We start from the raw sequence: 16,640 nt of genomic DNA, 5'->3' as shown, positions 1-16,640 counted from the left end.
CCGGCCAGAACCTGACGACCGTCGGCGCCTACACCGGCATGGCTTCCCCCGCGCGAACCCGTCCTCCTCGGTCTCGCGGGAATCCGGACTCCCGGATATCGGCGGTGCCGCCGCCGTACTCTTGGAGTTTCCAGGGAGTGGCGGGGGTGGGCAGTGAGGCCAGGGGAGCTGATCGCGGGCCGGTACGAGCTGGTCGAGAAGCTCGGGCGGGGCGGGATGGGCGAGGTGTGGGCAGCGCGGGACCGTAGTCTCCGCCGTGACGTCGCGCTCAAGCTGCTCGACCTCGGCGGGGCCTTCCACCCGGACCTGCCTCGGCGATTTGAACGCGAGGCCGTAGCCGCCGCGCAGATCAACCACCCGAACGTGGTTGCCCTCTACGACCGGGGTGTCCACGAGGACCTGCTGTTCCTGGTCATGGAGAAGGTGGAGGGTGCGACGCTCGCGGATCGCCTCCGTACCGAGAACTCCATGACCCTGGCCCGTGCCCTGGAGATGGCCGGCGAGATCTGCGCGGCGTTGGTCGCCGCACACCGCGCCCGGGTCATTCACTACGACATCAAGCCCCACAACGTCATGATCACCCCGGACGGACGCGTCAAGGTCGTCGACTTCGGGATCGCCGGGTTCGTCCAGACCGCGTTCTCCGTGGCGCGCTCCTCCCAGCTGGAACCCGCCGGCACCGTGGAGTACGGCGCGCCTGAACAGTTCCTCGCCGAGCGCGGCGATGAACGTTCCGACCTGTACGCCCTCGGTGGCGTGCTGTTCGCCTTGCTCGCCGGTCGGCCTCCCTTCACCGGACACAACTGGCTCGCGGTCATCCGGCGCAAGGACGAAGAAGAAGCCCCACGTCTGGACGTGCTCCGCCTTGATCTGCGGCCCGAAGTGACCGCGCTCGTCGCCGAGCTGTTGCGACGCGATCCCGCACAGCGCCCCCGCTCGGCGCGGCAGGTCTACGACCGTCTCCAACAGCTGCGGGCGGACCTCGATCCAAGAGATGCGGGCAGACCGACTCCCCTGACCACCGTGGCACCACCGCATGCCGTGAGCGCCAAGGCCGCTCCGAGGATCCACGTGGCCCATGTGGCACGTCGAGACAGGTCGTTGGACAGAGGCAACTACAGATACCACCGAATCCGCGTCTTCCTTGAAGGGGATGACGACGGCGATCTCGATCGCGTCACCAAAGTCGTCTACCACCTTCATCCGACCTTCCCCGAGCCGGATCGCCTCGTCACGGACCGGACGACAGAGTTTGAATTGAGGATGTCGGCATGGGGAGAGTTCAAACTGACGGCAGACGTCCATGTGGAGGGCCGGCAGGCCCCTTTGAGGCTTGAGCGATATCTCAACTTCTGACCCTGCGGGACACCCGGTCGGGGGCGGGGAAACGGCCACGCCTCCTTCGGCCACGGCCCCGACCCGGTCGCTCAGCTAATCGGCGACACTGTCCGGTCGACCGTCGACGCCGAGCAGAGCGACATCCCGCTGATCGAGAGCGGGCCGCCGTCCCACCGGGACAGCACCAGGTCCCATGCGCCGCTGCTCCTCCGCCGCGCTGCGAACACTCCCGCGGCGGAAGACGAACAGGTCGGGTGACAGCGTCCTGACCCTCGGCAGCCCCGGAGTCTCTACTGGTCCGCCCGTAAGACCGGCGGACGGGGCACGGCCCTGCGAACGGGGTGCGACTGCCCCCTCTGTCAGAATCGCCACATGGCTGAACACAACACGGATCACGGCTACCTGCTGGACAACCAGCAATCAGAAGCAGGGGTCCGCTTCGGCGCCCTCAGTGAGTTGTTCGATCCGGTGACGTTCCGGCATGTCGACCAGCTCGGAATCGCTGCCGGCATGCGGTGCTGGGAAGTCGGTGCCGGCGCTCCGTCCGTACCCCTCGGGCTGGCCGAGCGGGTCGGCCCGGCGGGAACCGTGGTCGCCACCGACATCGACGTGTCATGGACCCGAGGCGTCGACGGTGGCGTGATCGAGGCGCTGCGGCACGACGTGGCGGCCGACCCGCCGCCGCCCGGCAGCTTCGACCTCGTCCACGCCCGACTGGTCCTGGTACACGTCACCGATCGCGCCGAGGCGCTGCACCGGATGGTCCAGGCGCTGCGGCCCGGCGGCTGGCTTCTCCTGGAGGATGCCGACCCGGGGTTGCAGCCGCTGCTGTGCCCGGACGGGTCCGGTCCCGAACAACGGCTCGCGAACCGACTGCGATCCGGCTTCCGCGCCTTGATGGCGGCACGCGGCGCGGACCTCGCCTACGGGCGAACCCTCCCCCGGCTGCTGCGCGAAGCCGGTCTTGCGGACGTGCAGGCCGACGCCTACTTCCCGATCACCTCACCGGCCTGTGCCGTCCTCGAGGCCGCGACCGTGCGGCAGATCCGCCGCCTCCTGGTGGCTGAAGGGCTTGCGACCGACGAGGAGATCGACCGCCACTTGGCGAACGTCGCCACCGGACGCCTCGACCTCGCCACCGCCCCTATGATCTCCGCGTGGGGACGCCGCCCGTAGCCCTCCCCGATCGGCTCTCACACACATCAGCCAGCCAACTGAACCGTCTTCCTCGCCCTGTTGGCGGCTCCCTTCCCACCCTTCGTACGATCGGGGCGCCCCATGGGCCTGCCCGTCGGCCCGACGGTGATCACCGGGTCACGTACGGAGCCGCTGAGCGTCCCGCCACCCTCCGGAGAGGGGTACGTCCCGACCCGGTCCACTGCCTTCGTCGGTTTCGTGGAGCGGCGTCTGCCGACGGTTTCCGGAGCTCGGCCGGAGGCCGAAATCTCATCCGCGCTCGCGGAGGTACGCCTCAAGCTCCGCAGCCCCGGTCAGCATCGCGCGCCCGCGGGCGGACAGCCGGCCACGCCAGTCGTGCAGGGCGGACTCCAGCGGCTCCAGCCCGCCGGCCGCCCGCACCTGGGCGATCAGCGGGGCGATCCGCTCCAGCAGGTAGCCACCCCGCCTGAGCTGATGGGCCAGTTGGGCATCCCGTACGTCGGCCTCGTCGTAGACGCGGTATCCGGTCCGTGGGTCGCGGCGCGGGCTCACCAGCCCGGCGCGCTCCCATTTGCGGAGCGTCGCGGGACGGATCCCGAGCTTCCTTGCCAGCGGTCCGATGAACGTTCCGCCGGGCCCGAACACAGCTGTGTCGGGTTCGGACACCGCCGCGTCGGGTTCGGACGCCGCGGTGGGCGCCAGGTCGCGGAGGGCGCTCTCCACGGCTTGGAGGGTCCGGCGGTCGTCGAGGAGTTGGGCGTGGCTCTCGTCGATGAGACGGAACGCCTCATCGACCGCTTCCTCGTTCACCGCCCGCATGATCGACGTCGCAGTGTGGTGGCCGTGGCCGGGCACCAGGGCGAGGAACGCGCGCAGGGCCTGTGCGTGGAGCGCGGTGTAGGTGCGGTAGCCGTGGGGTGTGCGACCGGCGGCCGGAAGGATTCCGGCCGCCTCGTAGTTCCTGATCGCCTGCGTGGACAGACCGTGCCCGCGGGCCAGGTCGACCGGCCTGAGCCGTTCACCGTTTTGAAGGTTTCGCGCCATGGCCCCGTCGATGTCATCGAAAAGTTTCAACCGAAGGTTCAACGATACCGTTGACTGCATGGCTACTGACATCAGAGATACCGTCCATGCCGTCGAGGCTGCCGCCGTCATGAGGCTGCTCCCGGCCCGGCCGCGGTTGCTCGCCCTGGGCGAACCCACCCACGGGCAGGACGCTCTGCTCGACCTGCGCAACGAGCTCTTCCGGCAGCTCGTCGAGCAGGAGGGATACCGGACGATCACGATCGAGAGCGACTGCATGATGGGCCTGGCCGTGGACGACTACGTCACTTCGGGCACGGGCACCCTCGACGAGGTGATGGAACACGGATTCAGCCACGGCTGGGGCGCGTCCGCCGCCAGCCGCGAACTCGTGCGCTGGATACGGGCGTACAACGACGGTCGGCCCGCGACCGAGCGGCTCCGCTTCGCCGGTTTCGACGGCCCGCTGGAGATCACCGGCGCCGCGAGCCCCCGGCAGGCCCTCACCGCACTCCACGACTGCCTCGCGGCCCGGGTGGACACTGGCCTGCTCCCCTGCGCCGCGGAAACGCTCGACCGTCTCCTCGGCGCCGACGACCGGTGGACCAATCCCGCCGCGATGATGGACCCGGCCCAGTCCGTGGGGCAGTCGGCCGAGGCCAAGGAGCTGCGGCTGCTCGCCGACGACCTGGTGGCGCTGCTCGACGCGCAGACGCCGCAGCTGATCGCGGCGACCTCGCGGGACGGCTGGGACCGGGCGCGCCTGTACGGGCGCACCGCCACCGGCCTGCTGCGTTACCACTACTGGATGGCCGACGCTTCCCCGAGCCGCCTGACGCGGCTGGTGGGCCTGCGGGACCAGATGATGGCCGACAACCTCCTGGCCCTCGCCGCCCGGGGCCCGGTACTCGTCCACGCCCACAACGCCCATCTCCAGCGGGAGAAGAGCACCATGCGAATGGGCGGGATGCCGCTGGAGTGGTGGAGCGCCGGTGCGCTGGTGAGCGCCCGGCTCGGCGAAGGGTACGCCTTCGTGGCCACGGCCCTCGGCACGATCCGGCACCAGGGAGTGGGCACGCCGCCGCCGGACACCGTCGAAGGACTCCTGTACGCGCTCCCCGAGGACCGCTGTGTCATCGACGTCCCGCAGCTGGCCACCGCCCTCGGCGACACGCGGCCCGCGCCGCGCGTGTCCCCCTGGTTCGGCTACTCCCCGCTGGACCCGGCCCACCTGGCGGACAGCGACGGCATCGTGTTCGTCAAGGATGTCCCGCAGAGCTAGGCCCTGTCGTCAGCGGCACGGCCCGTCCACCACCCACAGGCTGCGGGAGCGGATCACCCAGCTGATCGCCCAGGCGCGGGCGAGTGCGGGCGGGTGGGCGCGGCCGACGGGCCGGAGGCATTGTCACATCCTGCGGGCTGACTGGACAGCCCGATGACCGGTCGGTCAAGCAAGCGGCTTGCGGTATCGGACGTACTCGTTCTGCCGCCGGTACCCCACGCTCTCGCAAAGATCGTAGGACCGGTGCGGATTTGCCGTGCCCGTGAAAGCCGGGCGGGCGGTCGTTGCCCCTTGCTCGCGAAGGCTCCGCAGCCCATCAGCACGAGCACGCACGCCTCCACCTCCGCCTCCGCCTCCGCCTCCTGCAGGCGTATGCGGAGGTGGATGCCGTCGGCCCAAGCGTAGACGTAGCGGAGTCGGCTGGTGAACCGGTCAGTGGGGCTCGGAGAGCAGTGCGTTGAGCTCGGGGAAGGCGATGCCTTCGGCGAGGGAGTCGTAGGCGCCGGTACCGAAGAGCTCCTGCGCGGCGCGGCGCGCGGCGGCGTAGGCGGCTTGTGCCACGCCCGAGCCGAGACTGACGCGTGCCACACCGAGGGCGCCGAGATCGGCAACGGTCGGGGTGCCGGGGCCGGCCATGACGTTCAGCGGTACGGAGATCTCCCTGGCCAACGCCGTGATGGTGGCGGTGTCGGTGACGCCGGGGACAAAGATGCCGTCCGCGCCCGGGTCAGGGTCTCCTTCAGTCGGGTGTCGGGATCACCGAGCCCGAACAGGAACGTGTCGATACGGGCGTTGAGGAACAGGTCCGCTCCTGCGCGGTCCGCGATCTGCCGGGCCGCAGCCAGCCGCGACGCGAGCTCTGTCGGGGGCCGGGTGCCGTCCTCGATATTGACGCCGACGGCGCCCGCCGCGAGCACCCCGGTGACGGTCTCGGCAACTCCGGCGGCGTCCTTCCCGTATCCGCCCTCGATATCAGCGGTGACCGGAACCGCGACGGCGGCGACGATCCGGGCGATCAGCTTCAGCGCTCGGTCGCGGGTAAGGACGTCGCCGTCCGGAGAACCGAGCGACCAGGCGACCCCGGCGCTGGTGGTGGCGATCGCGGGGGCGCCCGCGGCCTCGATGACGCGGGCGCTCGCAACATCCCAGGCGTTGGCAAGCGCGAGGGGTACGGATGGAGTGTGCAGAGAGCGGAAGAGGTGGGCGTTGTTCAGCCATGTGATGGTCATGGGCGCAATCAAACATCGACTGCCACCCGCCGTCCGGCAAGAATCCGACATGGTCGTCGCCCTCGATTCGGACGGGCAAATGACTCAAGGAGCGGCACGACAGCCGTCCCAACACTCCTGACCGGACGCAGCTCATCAGTCAGCTCATCACTCCGCCGCCGGCGATTTCGCCGGAGACCTACGCGTACGCGGCCCCATCGGCGCCTGCACCGGCTCCCCCGGGGTGCAACCGCCATCGGACTGCTGTGCTGGGAGATTCGACGTGGCCGCTCGAATTTCCACGGCACACGCTCAAGGATCGGCCCTGTTCAATGCAACGTCGCCCGGTCCTCGGCCGAGTCGACCGTTGTCGACGGGATGACGAAGTAGGCCAATGCCGCGAGGACCGCCACACTCGCTGCGAGTATCAGAGTGCCGGGAAGGGACCAGGCCGCAATCGGGCCGGCAACGGACGCTCCCACGGCGAATCCAGTGATCTTCAAGCTGGCGCCAGTGGTGAAGATCTGGCCGCGCAGGTGTTCCGGGGCCTCCCGGTGGCGGACTGCGAACAAGGCGGCCAGTTGGGGCCCTTCGCCGATCCCGGCCATCAGTGCGGCCGCGATCAGCACGATTGGCTGACCCGACGCGGCCAAGGCCAACGCGGCAGCCTGGACAAGGGCACCGGCCCAGATGATTGTGTCGGGCGCGACCGAGCGCGGAAACCGCGCGAGCACGGCGTTGGCCATCAAGGCAGAAATCGCCGCGCAGGAGAGCAGCATCGCGCCACGGCCGGCTCCGCCCAGATCACGCTCGCCGAGCAGCGCGATGCAGGCCGTCAGCATGCCCTGAGCCGCACAGGAGACGGCCGAGCTGAGGGTCGCTCGGGCCAGAGACGGTCTCCTGACGATGACCCGTATTCCGGCAGCAAGGTCGCCGATCACCGAGATTGCCCGAGGGCCCCGCCTCCAACCGGGGTGGGCGGGCAGCATCCACGCGGCGGGCAGCGCCAAGCAGATGAGCCCCGCGGAGACCACCACGGCCGTCGGAGCTCCCAGCGCCTCCGCCATGCCGCCGGCGAGGGCCGGTCCGGCCAGACTCGCCGCACTGAACGTCATGGCATCGAGCGCGTTCGCCCGGGGCAGGCCGTCGCCCGGTACCACCCGGGACAGTTGAGCCGTCCATCCGCCCGACAGGGCCGGCCCCAGCAGCCCCGTGAACACGGCGATCAGGATCGTGACAGCGAACGGCAAGCGGCCGAGCCCCACGAGGATCGCCCCCAGACCAGCCGCGTACAGGACGAGGGCCACTGCCAGCAGGCGGCCCGGCCGTCCCGCTCTGTCGAGAAGCGCCCCGAGCACCGGCCCTCCTACTGCGGCGGAGAACGTGATGCCCGCGAGCAGCGACGACGCATCGGTGGACGATCCGGCCAGTGTGAATCCTGCGAGCATCAGTGCCGGTCCTGACATCTCGTCCCCGGCACGAGCTGCCACTGCTCCGGTGAGATAGAGGCGAAGTGAGTAACGCATTTTCATGCATAAGACGTTACGGAGGTAACTCAAAACTCAGCAAGATACGTTACATTGCTCGCGTGCCCTACAACATCGACGGCTGGTCCACCCGGCACTCTGTGCTGACCATGGCTCGGCGGACCGCCGCTCTGATCAACGTTCTCGACGACGACTGCCCCGACCCGGCCGAAGTCGCCGATGTGCTTCGCGCATACGGTGAGACAGACCCCGTCGACCTCACCGCTCGCGATGTCGCCGGCATGCGTACGTCTGCCGCCCTGCTGCGGGAAGTCTTCGCTGCCGAGACTACTGACGGTGCCGCCGTCGGCCTCAATCGCCTCCTGCAGGAACACACCGGACCGCTCCGCCTGACTTCACACGGGGGCAGTACCCCCTGGCACCCCCATCTCGACCCCGACGACGACGCTCCCTGGGACGAGTGGCTCCTCGCCTCGTCCTGCATGGCCCTGACCGTCCTCGTCTGGGACCGCCAGCGTCCGCCCGGCAGGATCTGCTCCTCACTCAGCTGCCGGAACGTCTTCATCACCCAAGGCAGCGGCCCGGAACGCCACTACTGCTCCCGCCGATGCGCAACCCGCGAACGGGTCGCGGCCCACCGACGCGCCCGCTCCGCCGAGCAGTCGAGCCAGACCAAGTAGGGCAGCCGAATCGGCCGGCAGCATGAGCCCGTCGGCCGGCTTCGATGCTGGGGGGCTGAAGTCCGCCATGGACGCTGTCCATCACGCGGGTGTCCCGGGTATACACGCCGAGGTGCGCGATGCCGGCCAGGTATGGCGCGGCGCCTCGGGGGTCGCCGATGTACGACCGGCCGCCCCATGAGGCCCTACATGCGGCAGCGCGTCGGCAGCATCACCAAGACCATCGCAGCTGCCGCGATCCTGCAGCAGGTCGAGAAGGGCCGGATCCGGCTCGACACACCGATCGGCCGCTATCTGCCACGTCTGGTACCCGGAGAGCGTGGAGAGAAGATCACGGTGCGGATGCTGCTCAACCACACCAGCGGCATCAGCGACTACCTTCCCCATGCGTTCCCGTCCCTCCAGGGTTTCCCCTCTCTGCCGGATATCTCGCCCAAGAGCCTGGACGACAACCGCTTCCGGCAGTTCCGCCCAGCCGAGCTGGTCGAGATGGGGCACATGGCGCCTGCCGCAGGCAGGCCCGGAGGCCTACGGGGTGTACTCCAACACCAACTACCTGCTCCTCGGCCACCTCCTGGAGCAGGTGACCGGCAACACGGCCGAGAAGTACATCACCCGGAACGTCATCGAGCGCGCTGGGCTCCGGCACACCACCTTCCCTGCCGGGCCTCGCATCGAGGGACCGCATTCGCGGATGTACGAGGCGCTGTACGGCTTGATAGACCCACCGCGCGACTACAGCGTCTACAACATGTCCTGGGTGGGGTCGGCCGCTTCTCTCGTATCGACCATGGAAGATCTCAACCGCTTCTACGGCAGGCTACTCGCCGGCAAGATCGTCAAGCCGTCGTCGCTGGCGCAGATGCAGCCCACGGTGCCGGTCCACACCTTGGAAGGGACGAAGACGATCGACTACGGCCTCGGGCCTGCACAAGGTTACGATCCCCGGTTGCGGCACGTTCTGGGGCCACGACGGCACGGTCTGGGGAGCCGGAACGATGTCCCTGACCCGCGCCGACGGAAAGCGACAGATGTCCGTCGCGGTCAATCTCATGAGGTGGAACGAGATGGACTCTTCGGGGAAGCCGCAGCACCACCCCATCGACGACGCGCTGTCTGCCCTGTACCGGAAGGCGATGTGCAGTACAAACGGTGTGCGCTAACGGAGAAGCCCAGGCCGAGTACACCGCGCAGGTCCCGGAGTTCGCTCGCCGAACGCCACCCGAGACGCTGACCACCGACCTGTCGGGCTTGTCCGATCTGTCCGCCTGTCACCTGCCTGCGCGGCCTGGTGCACGCCGAACAGCCTGTGTGTTCGACGCGGAGGAGGACGACAACCAGTTGATGGCCTTCATCGTGGAGGCCGACGCCAACGTCCACGCCGACTACGGACCGGGGCTCATGAGCAGGCCGCTGTCGTGCGGCGGGATCTACTGAGATCACGGCGGTGCCGGTGACACCCCGGGGTACGAGACCCGGGGCGAAGTCACCGCCGACGGCCGCGCCGCCGGCATCGCGGCGACCAGCATCCCGACCGACGGGGCAGCGACGAAGCACCTCCAGCGTGCCGTGGACAGGACCTTCTGGCGCTGAACCGCACCGCTCGGCGGCCGTCCGACGGGGCCGGAGCGGAGCCAGAAGCGTACGACAGGGGACGGCCACGGCGTGCCGGGGCGAAGTGGGCGCGCCTGCCACCGTTGCTGCTACGGCGTTGGCGGTGAGTCTCCTGGTGACGGGGTTCGCCTGTTGCAGAAATGCCGCGGAGCGAGTGCTTCTGGGGTGCTCCTGTCAGTACCTACCTGCTCAGGCCAGGGCACTCTCCGCCTGGGCGGCCAGTGCGGCAACGAGATCGGCTGCGGGTGGCAGATCGTTGACAAGGTCGACGCCCTCACCGGCCCATACCGGCAGCGGCGGCACATCGCCTCGCGCCACATCGGCCTGATAGGCATGTCGGACCTGTGAATCCTCGGCGAGTTCCGCCTCCCTTCCCCGCCAGCGGTCGAGGTAGGGATGGCCGAGGGTGCGAACCGTGTACTTCGTCGTCGACCAGCGGGCTCCCCTGGCGATGTCGAGGACGCTGCTGCGTTCCGTGTCCTGCCCGCGCCCGCGGACGATCGCCTCGGCGGTCGCGGGATCGACCAGGGACTCGGCCGTCGCCTGGAAACGGGTGCCGATGAGTGCACCGGCGGCCCCCAGTACCAGAGCAGTGGCCACACCGCGGCCATCGGCGATCCCCCCGGCCGCCAGCACCGGCACCGGTGCCGCCAGGTCCACCACCACCGGCACGAACGGCAAGGTGGCCCTCCCGCGCCGGGCCCCGTGTCCGCCGCTCTCCGTCCCTTGCGCAACGATGACGTCGGCACCCAGATCCACTGCCATCCGGGCCTCCTCCAGATCGGTGACCTGAACGATCACCGCCGCACCGGCTGCGCGGATTCGCTCGACGAACGGGCTCGGATCCCCGAAGGGGAGCATCACGGCCCGCGGGCCGTATTCCAGCGCCTGCTCGACCGCGCCGACACTGGCCGCCCAGCTCAGGAACCCAACTCCCCACGGTCTCCCGCTCCCAGCCACGATGGGCAACTCACGGGCCAGCCAATCCCGTTCCCCGTTCCCGCCACCCAGCAATCCCCAGTCCGCCCCCGCAGGAGACAGCCGCGGCCAGCGCTCCGCCCGCCGACCTTCCCATGGGCGCCCATGCGATCGGGTGCTCCACACCGAACAACTCCGTGAACGCTGTCGACCATGCCATGCCCGCCGTCATCGCCCCTCCCTGCGTTCTGGAGCACAGGCCAGGACACTGGCCCGTGCCGGAGAACTTTCGTGTCCCGAAGGGGCTCGTCCCAAGTCTCGGATCAACCTCTCCGAACCGGCAGTGGTCTCAGCCGGCCTGATCCGCCGACCTGGTCGAATTGCGGATTGCCGGCAGGACGACATCTCGTTCCACTGTGGCCTGATGCGTCAGTCGGATCAGGCCGCGGTTCGACCGGTCGCCGAAGCGAAGCCGAGCCACGTGTGCCGGTTGCCCGCCCAACACCAGCCCACCTTCGGCGCATCACGGTTGTCTCGGCCGTCTCGCCCGGTCCCGTTGCTGATCCACAAGGCTGGGGTTCGCGCGTCGAGCGTGCCGTTGGCTTTCCGCAAGCGGGAGCCGATGGTCATGAAACAGTGGCCCCGTTCAAGTGCCGCCGGCTGCTGGAGCACCCAGTGGATGCCCTCGATCAGGAGCAACGGAGTACGGTCTCCTTCGACGATGGCGGGCAGTGCCTCGTGAGGGCTCCAGTTCGCCATGTGATCGCCTCGGTCGAGGCCCTCCACCACATAGATTGGCTCGTCGGGTACGTTCACGGTCTCGATGGCCGAGAACTGATCGATATCGGGCATGTCCACCACGACGAACCCCGGCTTCCCCTGATGCCGAAGCAGAGGCGCGAGGGCCGACGCCGGAACCCGGTCCGGGCGGACCACAAGAAGGCCGGCACGAGCCCCGGTCTCTGCGGCCATGGAGCGCAGCTCGGCAGGCCGGAAGCCACCAAGTTCATGCACTCCGAGCTCGATCAATCGCTCTGCCTGGTCGGTGATTGAGGGAAGAGCGTGCAATTCGGCTGGCATGCGACTCCACGGAACGTCGAAACAGAACAAGTTGAACGTGCCCGCCTACAACGCGGCGGACGCCGGAATCGTTCCCCCTCCCCATAGCCAATGCCCGACAGCTGACGACGGACATCGCCGAGATCGGCAGACCCGCCGGCCCGCGTGGAAATATGAGCCCATGTGGTCGCGACTGCCGTTCGGGGACGAGTTACGGGCAGAGCTGGGCTCCCCCAGGCGCTCTCGGCGGCTGGGCAGTAGCCCGCGCTCACGTGTGTGGCGCGTGGACCTGGCCGGGGCGCCGGCGGTGGTGAAGCAGATCGTCGACGGTCCCGACGCCGAGGAACGGTATGCCCGCGAGGTGGCCGCATTGCGCCTCGCCGCACGGGCTGAGCCGCCCGTGGTGCCCGCGCTGCTGGGCATCGATCCCGGCGAGCGGGTGCTGGTCCTGGAGCATCTGGACCACCAACGCCCGTCCAGCGACTGGATCGTCGGCTACGCGGCGGCACTGGCCCGGCTGCATGCCGCTGCCCGAGCGCAGGACATCGGAGTACTTCCCCGCTGGCTTGGTCCGGACAGCGCCGACGTCGAATCCTTCCTCAGGCTGGCCGAGGCTCTTGAGGTAGCCGTCGCTCCTGGCGTGTCCGGCGAGCTCGACGACCTCGTGCACCGGCTCGGCCAGGCATCGGGGCACGCCCTTCTCCACGGGGATCCGTGTCCCGGCAACGACCTGCACACATCCAACGGGATCAGGTTCATCGACTTCGAACAGGCATCCTTGGGCAGCGGACTGGTGGAGCTCGCCTACCTGCGTATCGGCTTCCCGACGTGCTGGTGTGTCACTGCGGCATCCGCTCCGCTGCTGGACCGGGCGGAGACCGCCTACCGCACGGCATGGCGCACCGCAACCAGCACCGAACTCCACGGCGACCTCGCCGACGCGTGCGCAGGCTGGCTGCTACGAGGCGACGCGCTGGTCGAGAGGGCCCACCGCGGAACCACTGACCACCTGGCCCGGATCCGGGACCGGGACTGGAAATGGGGCACCGCGACCGCCCGGCAACGACTCGTCCACCGGCTCGGTGTCGTCGGCCGGATGACTGCCGACCGCCCCGACCTGAACGGCCTGAGCAGGCTCAGCACGGACATGCGCCAACGAATGCTCGATCGCTGGCCCACGCTCCCACCAGTCCCGTCAAAGCGTCCATAGACACCTGCTGATATCCCGGGTCGCGCGTACGCTCGGACCACAACTCTTGGCTATTCCCGCGGCCTTCGCCCGGTCGACCGGTTCACGGCGCGCGGTCGCGGCGGCCCAGGTCAGTTGGGTACTGAGACCTTGAGGTTCCCCCGAGATGCGGTGGCTGATGACAGAGGGTCAGATGAGACTCATGAGAGGAACATCGACCATGGCTGCTCCCAGGAAATACTCGCTCGAGTTGCGTGAGCGTGCGGTGCGGATGTATCGCACCTCGGAGCCGAAACCGCAGATCAAGAAGCTTGCCATCGACCTCGGCGTCCACCCCGAGGCTCTGCGCGGCTGGATCCGGCAGGCCGAGGCAGACGCCGGCGAGCGCGATGACCGGTTGAGCACCGACGAACACGCCGAGCTGGTGGCCCTGCGCAAGGAGAACGCCCAGCTCAAGCGGGCGAACGATGTCCTGCGGATGGCCTCGGCGTTTTTCGCGGCGCAACTCGACCCGACCCGGCCCAGGTGACCGCGCTCCTCAAGGAGCATCCACGCCTGGGAGTCGAGTGCGTACTTCGGGAACTACACATCGCCTCCTCCACCTACTACCGCTGGCGCCGCGCCGAGCGCGAGCCGTGCGAACGCGTGCGCCGGGACGCCGAGCAGATCAAGCAGACGGAGACGGTTGACCGTCCGGGTGCGGTCGGCGACCAGGTCGCTGCGGTAGCTGGTCAGCAGCTTCAGTTCGATCACTGCCTCGTCGCCGGGGCGGACAGTCTGCAGGTCCCTGCGCATGCGTGCCTGGTCCGCGATCACTCGGGCATCCCGGGCGTCGGTCTTGCCTTCGCCCCGGTAGCCGTCGGTTGCCCGGTTGACGACGCGTCCGGGGATGTAGAGAAGTTCCTGGCTGTGGTTGACCAGGAGCGCGATCAGCAGGCCGGGCTCACCGCCGGTCATGTCCACGGCCCAGGTGGCCTGCTCTCCGTCGGCGAGAGCGAGGACATCGCCCAGGAGCTGGAGGAGCTCCATCTCGTCGTTGGCCACGCGCCGCGACAGCAGCCGGTCGCCTTCCGTATCCACCACCACGCAGTGGTGGTGCGTCTTGCCGCAGTCGATCCCCGCCCATATCCGACTCATCGTGCTCCAGTCGTTCGCTCTTGCAGTTCGCACCACGGACGACCTCGCCGGCATTGCTCTACACAGCGACTTTCTCGTACTTCCCAATCGGCGGCCGAGTCGTCGTGGGGAGCCGGGCGGCCAAGCCACCAAAGCCACGGACGGCAGCGGCATGAAAGCCACACCCGGCTCCCCTGGGTGCCACAACCCTACGAATGGCTGGGGCGATCCCAGAAGGAAGGTAGAGCGGCATGACCGCACCGCCCGGCCGAGCTCTGCCTGGCACGGCTGGAGACCCGCCCCTCCGGCCCTCGGCCCCCTCGCGCCTGCCGATCAAACGACTCGCCGATCACTCATCAGCGCGACGAAACGACCAAAGGTCTCGTCCCCGGCGCGACTGTCGCCGAGCTCCGCGCACAGCACAGGGAACTCGGCCCACGCCTCGCCCGCGACGGCCCACCGCGCAAACCTGCTCCGCCCGTCGTGGATGCGCGCCTCGTCAACCCACTGGTCGAGGCCGTCGCCCATCGAGTAGACGAAGAAGTGCGCGTCCTCCATGGCCGGTGCCAGGAGGTTGATGAGCTGGTGAAGGTCGCGTATGTCGATGTAGCAGATGTCCGACAGCATCTCCAGGCAGAGGTAGTCAGCCTCCGGTGGCCCCAGGTCGAACTCCCATTCTCTCCCATGGACCTTCTGGTTGATCAGATGGACCGGCCAGGTCTGCCTGGGCATCTCGGCAGTCACCAGTGCCAGCGCTTCCTCGACCAAAGACCGCCATCCCGGACGTACTCGAACCAACGTCCTGTATAGGTCGGGCCACGGCGACACTTGAGGAAAACGCAACCGGAACCGCCCGTACCAACGATCATCTCTCCTGGTGACAAACGTCCCGGATAGCTCGACCGGATGAGGCTCTCTCATGGGCTGAGCATACGAGACACCGCCGTCGGAGCCCTGAAGCCCCGCATCCCGTCGGCAAGCCCTTCCGAGCCGGCATGCCAGGCTCGAGCACAAGGCTTTCATCAAGCCTCAGTGAGACACCGCCACCCTCACGCATCACCTGACCCACAACTCTTGACAATTGTTCCAACAAAGCCCTACTGGTTGAGTTGATCCGCGCGGGCCCCGTATCGGACCCTAGCGCCGGGCCAGCGCCAGCACGCTCAGACCGAACATCAGGACACCCAGGGGGAGATGGACCGACGGAACGTGAGCGATGCCGAGCACGACTTGAACCGAGGCGAGTACGAGGAAACCTGACGCGTGCCAGACAGGCCGGGGCGAGCCGCCGCCCGGCTTCCATGCCAGCACCGCCGCGAGCACATACAGCATCGACGCCCCGTACATCACACGAGCTCCGACACTGTGCAGCGTCTCTCCGAAGGACGAGGTCAGCAGCAGTCCGGCGGAGACCGCCTGAAGGAAGATGGTCAGGGTCTGCAGGGCGATCGCGACCTGCAAGAACGAAGAGCCGCGCTGTACGCTCGCCGTCGCCGTCTCCTGAGTGGCCATGTCGCAGTCCCCTTTTCCGCCCTCGGGCAGTAGATCGATAAGGTCTCACCAGCCCGACGAAGCGGGCGTGCGAAAGGTAAGGCGAGGGGGCGACCGGAAGCATGGGGACTGTCGGGACCAGCACGGATGAGATATTCGGTGGGCGACGCCAACTGATCAATGTCGCTTACCGGCTGCTCGGTTCGGTGACCGAGGCCGAGGACGCCGTACAGGATGCCTACGCACGCTGGTACGGGCTGCCGCGAAGCCGGCAGGAGGAGATCCTGTCCCCCAGCGCCTGGCTGACGACAGTGACCAGCCGCATCTGCCTGGACCTGCTCGGCTCGGCGCGGGCCCGCCGTGAACGCTATGTCGGCGCGTGGTTGCCCGAGCCGCTGCCCGACCGCACCGAGTGGGACCACGCCGGCGGCGCCGACCCCACCGGCCCTGCAGACCCCGCCGACCAGATCGTCCTGGACGAGTCGGTGGCCATGGCCTTCCTCGTCGTCCTGGAATCGATGACGCCCGCCGAGCGGGTGGCGTTCATCCTGCACGACGTCTTCCGGTACCCGTTTGCCGAGATCGCCGACGTTCTCGGCCGGACGCCTGCGGCCTGCAAGCAGTTGGCGGCCTCCGCCCGGCGGCGGGTGAGCGTCGCGCCCGCTCCGATGGCGGCGACCGGCCAGACCGACGTGGTGAGGCACGTCAAAGAGGCATGGGAGACCAAGGACATCGAAGCTCTCATCGGTCTCCTCAACCCGGCCGCAGTGATGACCGCCGACGGCGGCGGAATGGTCGGCACCGTTCTGCGCCCGGTCGAGGGCGGCACGCGCATCGCCCAGTACATGGTCGCCATTGCCGACAAGGCGCCGGGGCTGGAACTCCTGGAGCGGTCGGTCAACGGTGTGCCGGGCCTGGTGGCCCAACGCGCCGGCGTCGTCATGACCGTGGCCTCGTTCGATGTCTCCGACGGGCGCGTCACCCGGATCTGGGTGGTCCGCAATCCGGAGAAGCTGCGGCCGTGGGCGCGGGAGGGCTAGCCAGCCCTCGCTCGGCAGAGCGTGCAGTCGCCGCCAG

The 16,640-nt window shown here is 68.6% G+C and carries 14 protein-coding genes and 4 pseudogenes; 9 read left to right on the top strand and 9 right to left on the bottom strand.

From position 1 onward, the window contains the following. Nucleotides 1-153 precede the first annotated feature (153 nt). Together ACFVX4_RS26330 and ACFVX4_RS26325 are read left to right on the top strand one after the other, a co-directional pair. Complete coding sequence (locus ACFVX4_RS26330; protein WP_389981423.1) at nucleotides 154-1,356, top strand: protein kinase; 1,203 nt, start codon at nucleotides 154-156, stop codon at nucleotides 1,354-1,356. A gap of 354 nt (nucleotides 1,357-1,710) precedes the next feature. Beyond that, nucleotides 1,711-2,514, top strand: coding sequence for a methyltransferase domain-containing protein (locus tag ACFVX4_RS26325; RefSeq protein ID WP_389981421.1), 804 nt, complete (start codon nucleotides 1,711-1,713; stop codon nucleotides 2,512-2,514). Nucleotides 2,515-2,784: 270 nt separating this feature from the next. Here ACFVX4_RS26325 and ACFVX4_RS26320 read toward each other — a convergent pair whose 3' ends face one another. After that, complete coding sequence (locus ACFVX4_RS26320) at nucleotides 2,785-3,540, bottom strand: TioE family transcriptional regulator (protein WP_389981491.1); 756 nt, start codon at nucleotides 3,538-3,540, stop codon at nucleotides 2,785-2,787. Between the two features lie 58 nt (nucleotides 3,541-3,598). On the opposite strand from ACFVX4_RS26320, the gene ACFVX4_RS26315 reads away from it, so the two are divergent. Continuing rightward, nucleotides 3,599-4,801, top strand: coding sequence for an erythromycin esterase family protein (locus ACFVX4_RS26315; RefSeq protein WP_389981419.1), 1,203 nt, complete (start codon nucleotides 3,599-3,601; stop codon nucleotides 4,799-4,801). 165 nt (nucleotides 4,802-4,966) lie between these two features. Here ACFVX4_RS26315 and ACFVX4_RS26310 read toward each other — a convergent pair. From ACFVX4_RS26310 to ACFVX4_RS26300, 3 genes and pseudogenes are all read right to left on the bottom strand, one after another. Next, a pseudogene (locus tag ACFVX4_RS26310) lies at nucleotides 4,967-5,119 on the bottom strand (GNAT family N-acetyltransferase); the annotation flags it as partial. Between the two features lie 114 nt (nucleotides 5,120-5,233). Beyond that, nucleotides 5,234-6,030 (bottom strand): annotated as a pseudogene (locus ACFVX4_RS26305) (isocitrate lyase/phosphoenolpyruvate mutase family protein). Between the two features lie 308 nt (nucleotides 6,031-6,338). After that, complete coding sequence (locus tag ACFVX4_RS26300; RefSeq protein ID WP_389981417.1) at nucleotides 6,339-7,457, bottom strand: MFS transporter; 1,119 nt, start codon at nucleotides 7,455-7,457, stop codon at nucleotides 6,339-6,341. A gap of 188 nt (nucleotides 7,458-7,645) precedes the next feature. Between ACFVX4_RS26300 and ACFVX4_RS26295 the strand changes: the two genes are divergently transcribed. The 3 genes and pseudogenes from ACFVX4_RS26295 to ACFVX4_RS26285 all read left to right on the top strand — a co-directional run bounded on the left by ACFVX4_RS26295 (nucleotide 7,646) and on the right by ACFVX4_RS26285 (nucleotide 9,613). Beyond that, a complete protein-coding gene (locus tag ACFVX4_RS26295; protein ID WP_389981489.1) occupies nucleotides 7,646-8,176 on the top strand; it encodes a CGNR zinc finger domain-containing protein in 531 nt (176 codons plus the stop codon). Between the two features lie 22 nt (nucleotides 8,177-8,198). Beyond that, nucleotides 8,199-9,339 (top strand): annotated as a pseudogene (locus ACFVX4_RS26290) (serine hydrolase domain-containing protein). A 148-nt stretch (nucleotides 9,340-9,487) separates the two neighbouring features. Next, nucleotides 9,488-9,613: a hypothetical protein gene (locus tag ACFVX4_RS26285; RefSeq protein ID WP_389981415.1), complete on the top strand. Its 126-nt coding sequence runs from the start codon at nucleotides 9,488-9,490 to the stop codon at nucleotides 9,611-9,613. Nucleotides 9,614-9,979: 366 nt separating this feature from the next. Here ACFVX4_RS26285 and ACFVX4_RS26280 read toward each other — a convergent pair whose 3' ends face one another. Both ACFVX4_RS26280 and ACFVX4_RS26275 read right to left on the bottom strand, forming a co-directional pair. After that, nucleotides 9,980-10,750, bottom strand: a complete 771-nt coding sequence (locus ACFVX4_RS26280) for a nitronate monooxygenase (RefSeq protein WP_389981413.1) — start codon at nucleotides 10,748-10,750, stop codon at nucleotides 9,980-9,982. A gap of 396 nt (nucleotides 10,751-11,146) precedes the next feature. After that, a complete protein-coding gene (locus ACFVX4_RS26275; protein ID WP_389981411.1) occupies nucleotides 11,147-11,788 on the bottom strand; it encodes a DUF5701 family protein in 642 nt (213 codons plus the stop codon). 160 nt (nucleotides 11,789-11,948) lie between these two features. Here ACFVX4_RS26275 and ACFVX4_RS26270 point away from each other — a divergent pair, with 160 nt between their 5' ends. Beyond that, complete coding sequence (locus tag ACFVX4_RS26270) at nucleotides 11,949-12,977, top strand: phosphotransferase family protein (protein WP_389981409.1); 1,029 nt, start codon at nucleotides 11,949-11,951, stop codon at nucleotides 12,975-12,977. A gap of 199 nt (nucleotides 12,978-13,176) precedes the next feature. After that, the gene (locus tag ACFVX4_RS26265; RefSeq protein ID WP_389981407.1) at nucleotides 13,177-13,485 is read left to right on the top strand and encodes a transposase; all 309 of its coding nucleotides are present in this window, start codon (nucleotides 13,177-13,179) and stop codon (nucleotides 13,483-13,485) included. Between the two features lie 146 nt (nucleotides 13,486-13,631). Here the strand turns inward: ACFVX4_RS26265 and ACFVX4_RS26260 are convergent. From ACFVX4_RS26260 to ACFVX4_RS26250, 3 genes and pseudogenes are all read right to left on the bottom strand, one after another. Continuing rightward, nucleotides 13,632-14,093: pseudogene (locus tag ACFVX4_RS26260) on the bottom strand (IS110 family transposase); the annotation flags it as partial. 312 nt (nucleotides 14,094-14,405) lie between these two features. Beyond that, entirely contained in the window at nucleotides 14,406-14,816 is a 411-nt protein-coding gene (locus tag ACFVX4_RS26255) for a hypothetical protein (protein WP_389981405.1), read from the bottom strand. Between the two features lie 393 nt (nucleotides 14,817-15,209). Beyond that, entirely contained in the window at nucleotides 15,210-15,584 is a 375-nt protein-coding gene (locus ACFVX4_RS26250) for a hypothetical protein (protein ID WP_389981403.1), read from the bottom strand. Between the two features lie 101 nt (nucleotides 15,585-15,685). Here ACFVX4_RS26250 and sigJ point away from each other — a divergent pair, with 101 nt between their 5' ends. Next, nucleotides 15,686-16,603 (top strand): RNA polymerase sigma factor SigJ, encoded by a 918-nt coding sequence (gene sigJ / locus ACFVX4_RS26245; protein WP_389981401.1) that lies wholly within the window; start codon nucleotides 15,686-15,688, stop codon nucleotides 16,601-16,603. Nucleotides 16,604-16,640: the final 37 nt, after the last annotated feature.

It is taken from the genome of Streptomyces sp. NPDC058240 (genome assembly GCF_042882135.1).
Classification (GTDB): domain Bacteria; phylum Actinomycetota; class Actinomycetes; order Streptomycetales; family Streptomycetaceae; genus Streptomyces.
The sequence above is the reverse complement of the archived record's forward strand: the minus strand, read 5'-3'. Positions and strand labels throughout refer to the sequence as shown.

Coding starts and splice junctions, on each gene's coding strand:
- ACFVX4_RS26300 (WP_389981417.1), bottom strand. CDS start 7,457: ATGCTCGCAGGATTCACACTGGCCGGATCGTCCACCGATGCGTCGTCG.
- ACFVX4_RS26250 (WP_389981403.1), bottom strand. CDS start 15,584: ATGGCCACTCAGGAGACGGCGACGGCGAGCGTACAGCGCGGCTCTTCG.
- ACFVX4_RS26325 (WP_389981421.1), top strand. CDS start 1,711: ATGGCTGAACACAACACGGATCACGGCTACCTGCTGGACAACCAGCAA.
- ACFVX4_RS26270 (WP_389981409.1), top strand. CDS start 11,949: ATGTGGTCGCGACTGCCGTTCGGGGACGAGTTACGGGCAGAGCTGGGC.
- ACFVX4_RS26295 (WP_389981489.1), top strand. CDS start 7,646: ATGGCTCGGCGGACCGCCGCTCTGATCAACGTTCTCGACGACGACTGC.
- ACFVX4_RS26265 (WP_389981407.1), top strand. CDS start 13,177: ATGGCTGCTCCCAGGAAATACTCGCTCGAGTTGCGTGAGCGTGCGGTG.
- ACFVX4_RS26315 (WP_389981419.1), top strand. CDS start 3,599: ATGGCTACTGACATCAGAGATACCGTCCATGCCGTCGAGGCTGCCGCC.
- sigJ (WP_389981401.1), top strand. CDS start 15,686: ATGGGGACTGTCGGGACCAGCACGGATGAGATATTCGGTGGGCGACGC.
- ACFVX4_RS26275 (WP_389981411.1), bottom strand. CDS start 11,788: ATGCCAGCCGAATTGCACGCTCTTCCCTCAATCACCGACCAGGCAGAG.
- ACFVX4_RS26320 (WP_389981491.1), bottom strand. CDS start 3,540: ATGGCGCGAAACCTTCAAAACGGTGAACGGCTCAGGCCGGTCGACCTG.